The organism is Candidatus Woesearchaeota archaeon, assembly GCA_003695435.1.
Lineage (GTDB): Archaea > Nanobdellota > Nanobdellia > Woesearchaeales > UBA11576 > J101.
Map to the genome: position 1 here is coordinate 1 of RFJL01000016.1, position 3,060 is coordinate 3,060.

Below are 3,060 nucleotides of genomic sequence, written 5' to 3' on the forward strand. Positions count from 1 at the left end.
CTTTAACACCTTCTTGAGGGGTGAGCTCTGCCCGAAGGACTTTGCAGACGAGTCCGTCAATTACTTGTTGGGGGTTGGTCATGGCGGGCCTCCCACCTCTTTTTCAAAGGCAGTTGTCCCTGGAGAGTACTAATATTTTTTTCATATTATTTATATTATTAATATTAACGGGTGGTGAAGAGAACAGATTGAGATACAGACCTTATGAGCCACAACGTATTTGATTGAGGAAACTGAGAAAACCCTATCTTCCTAACTCCTAGCAGGGTACAAAAACATCAGATCTCTTTTCCAAGGAGGTACCGTTGACTGCCAAAGGCTTAGTGTGCGTGCATGGATTCGAGTAAAGTTCTCTCTTCAAGAAATCGTAATTAATTATAAGCGCTAACAAACACCTTTAGAAATAGGTAAATACCCTACTATGTAAACTGGATTAATGGTCTATTCGACCACAATTCTTTCACCATCTCGCATCACTTTTACGTTGTAGCCGAGTGATTCAACAAATTTGGCCATTTCTTCTCTGAACTCTGGTGTGCAATGAGAAGGGATAACTAATTCTGGTTTAAGATAGGAGAGAATTTCAGCAACGTCTTCCTGACGGGGATGACCTGACGCATGCACGTCTTTTTCAATAGAGATGTTTTTTTCCATGATGAGCTGATCAAGTTTTTCCCGTTGCGCAATATTTGCCTCAGTAGGAATAACGGTGCAGGAAAAAATAACGCAATCTCCTTCTTTTATAACACAAGGTAGTTGGTTACGAATCATAGAAGAAAGAACTGCTTGTGGTTCTCCTTGATGGCCTGTTACGAGTAGAACGTATTTGTCAAGATTCTTTGCAATACTTTTGAGTTTTTTTCGAATCATTGATTTGTACGGTACAAGCTCTCCATAGGGTTCATAATCAAACAACCCAACATCCTTTGCAGCAAGCAAATATTTTGAAAGAGACCTTCCCATGAAAAGAACTTCTCGTCCCATTTCCTGAGCGGTTTCACAAATAGTTCTAATACGTGCAATGTGAGAAGAGAATGTTGAAACAATAAGTCCGCCCTCTGCATTCTTGAGCATTGCTTCTCGCACTTTTTTTGCAGCGTGCGCCTCGGACTCTGTTCTGCCTTCCTCAACAATACGCGTAGAGTCGATCAGAAACACTTTAACTCCTTCCTCTCCGAGTTTTTTCATTCTCTCAATATCGGGAGGAAGTCCTAGAGTGGGGGAGTGATCCATCTTGAAATCATTACCATACACAATATTTCCATACGGTGTGCGAAGGACAATAAGAGCTGCATGAGGTGCGGAATGCGTAATCTCAATCAGTTCAACAGAGACATTCTTTGTAATCTGATACTTCTTATTATAGCGAAGTTTTTTACAAGGATTTTTAAGCACAATTTTCTCATTTTTTGCGATTTGTTCAAGAACTGCAATGGTAAAAGGAGTTCCCATAATGGGAGCATCAAATTTTTTTTCAAGATGGGGAATTGCACCGATGTGATCAAGATGTGCGTGCGAGGGAATGATTGCCTTGACATCTTTTGCCCAATCTTTAATGAGTGTGATGTTGGGAATTGCTTTAAGATGCATTAATTCATCAGCACTTCGCGCGTTTTGCTCACTTGCCTCAATGAAGTGCTCAACATTAATACCCATATCAAGAAGAATAACGTCGTCGTCAACGCGAACAGCGGTAAGGTTACCGCCAACTTCTTCATAGCCTGACACTGCACAAATTTCAATCATACTGGGTTATGCCGACTCTTTATTTTTAAGTCTACCTGATTCGCGTTTTCCATAGATTTTAATATTCTTTTAGATGTACTGTCCTCATGATTTTTGATTTTCCGCTGGGCAGCATCATCCACCAACGATTTCGTATCATCAGTAAATTGGGTGATGGTTACGAGGGAGAAGTGTACCTTGTGGAAGAGATCGGCACAGGTATCGAGAGGGCGGCGAAATTCTTCTACCCTGAGCGCAACAAGAAAGGACGCGATAGCAGGGTGTATGTAAAAAACTCCACAAGCTTAGACACTGTTCTATGGTCATACATTATTATAGTCAAAACACTATTTACATTAAGAACGAACCTGTTATCTACCTTATTTCAGATTTTATCGAGGGGGAAAAACTCAGTGATTTCGTTGATGCTCAGCCAAAAAAACGCATTCATCCCTACCTTGCATTGCATTTTCTCTACGCACTCATTAAAGGGGTTGTACTGGTTATATGTTTTGTGAAAAAACACAAAGCTTATATATTTTTTTTATGAAATATTCTATTATGGAAATATTTGAGATTGATGCCGCATACGACTATTTCTTAGCAACGCTTTCCAACAAAACAAGACTGCGCATTCTTGAAGAACTTTTCAAAGGACCAAAAAACGTCTCGCAGCTCACTCAAGCATTACCTTTTGATCAAAGCACAATCTCCAATAACCTTCAACGACTCAAAAAATGTGGCTTTGTTAAACAACAAGCAAAAGGAAGAGAACGCATCTATTCACTCAATAAGGAAACGATAGAACCGCTCATTAAACTTATTCATAAACACATCAAAAAATACTGTGTGAGGTGCATTCAATGAAACAACACTTACGAAAGGAAAACATCATCGCAGGAAGCATAGCAGGACTTTTAGGATCTCTGTGCTGCGTAACGCCCCTAGTTCTCGTTCTTCTCGGCATGAGCAGCGTCTCAGGAGCAATGGCACTTGCAGGAACACTCGCAACAACGTATAGGTGGACTGTCTTCATACCGCTCGCGACTCTTTTCCTCCTCCTCTCCTTGTACTTCTCTATCAAGAAAAAAGAAGGCGCCTGCAACGTAAATCTTATCAAAAAACACAGATACTTTGTCCTCACTACCATAGGCATAGCACTCATCGTCTGGGTACTCCTACTCTACGTCATCGTCCCAGCATTATTCAAGGTGATAGCATGAAAGCAACACTTACCTGTCCGAAATGCGGGCACAAACAAGAAGGAGAAATACCGACCAACAAATGCCAGGCATTTTACCTGTGTGAGTCCTGCAAAGAACTCATTCAAGCTAA

The 3,060-nt window shown here is 40.8% G+C and carries 4 protein-coding genes; 3 read left to right on the top strand and 1 reads right to left on the bottom strand.

The window, feature by feature from the left end; genetic code table 11:
- Window positions 1-441: 441 nt before the first annotated feature.
- The gene (locus D6774_01140) at window positions 442-1,746 is read right to left on the bottom strand and encodes an MBL fold metallo-hydrolase (GenBank protein ID RME78444.1); all 1,305 of its coding nucleotides are present in this window, start codon (window positions 1,744-1,746) and stop codon (window positions 442-444) included.
- A gap of 298 nt (window positions 1,747-2,044) precedes the next feature.
- On the opposite strand from D6774_01140, the gene D6774_01145 reads away from it, so the two are divergent.
- Genes D6774_01145 through D6774_01155 form a run of 3 tightly spaced genes read left to right on the top strand, consistent with a single transcriptional unit; the run spans window position 2,045 to window position 2,948 of the window.
- Entirely contained in the window at window positions 2,045-2,275 is a 231-nt protein-coding gene (locus tag D6774_01145) for a hypothetical protein (protein ID RME78445.1), read from the top strand.
- 11 nt (window positions 2,276-2,286) lie between these two features.
- On the top strand, window positions 2,287-2,592 hold the full coding sequence (locus D6774_01150) for an ArsR family transcriptional regulator (protein ID RME78446.1): 306 nt from the start codon (window positions 2,287-2,289) through the stop codon (window positions 2,590-2,592).
- The gene (locus D6774_01155; protein RME78447.1) at window positions 2,589-2,948 is read left to right on the top strand and encodes a hypothetical protein; all 360 of its coding nucleotides are present in this window, start codon (window positions 2,589-2,591) and stop codon (window positions 2,946-2,948) included. The genes D6774_01150 and D6774_01155 overlap by 4 nt, the downstream gene beginning before the upstream one ends.
- Window positions 2,949-3,060 lie beyond the last annotated feature (112 nt).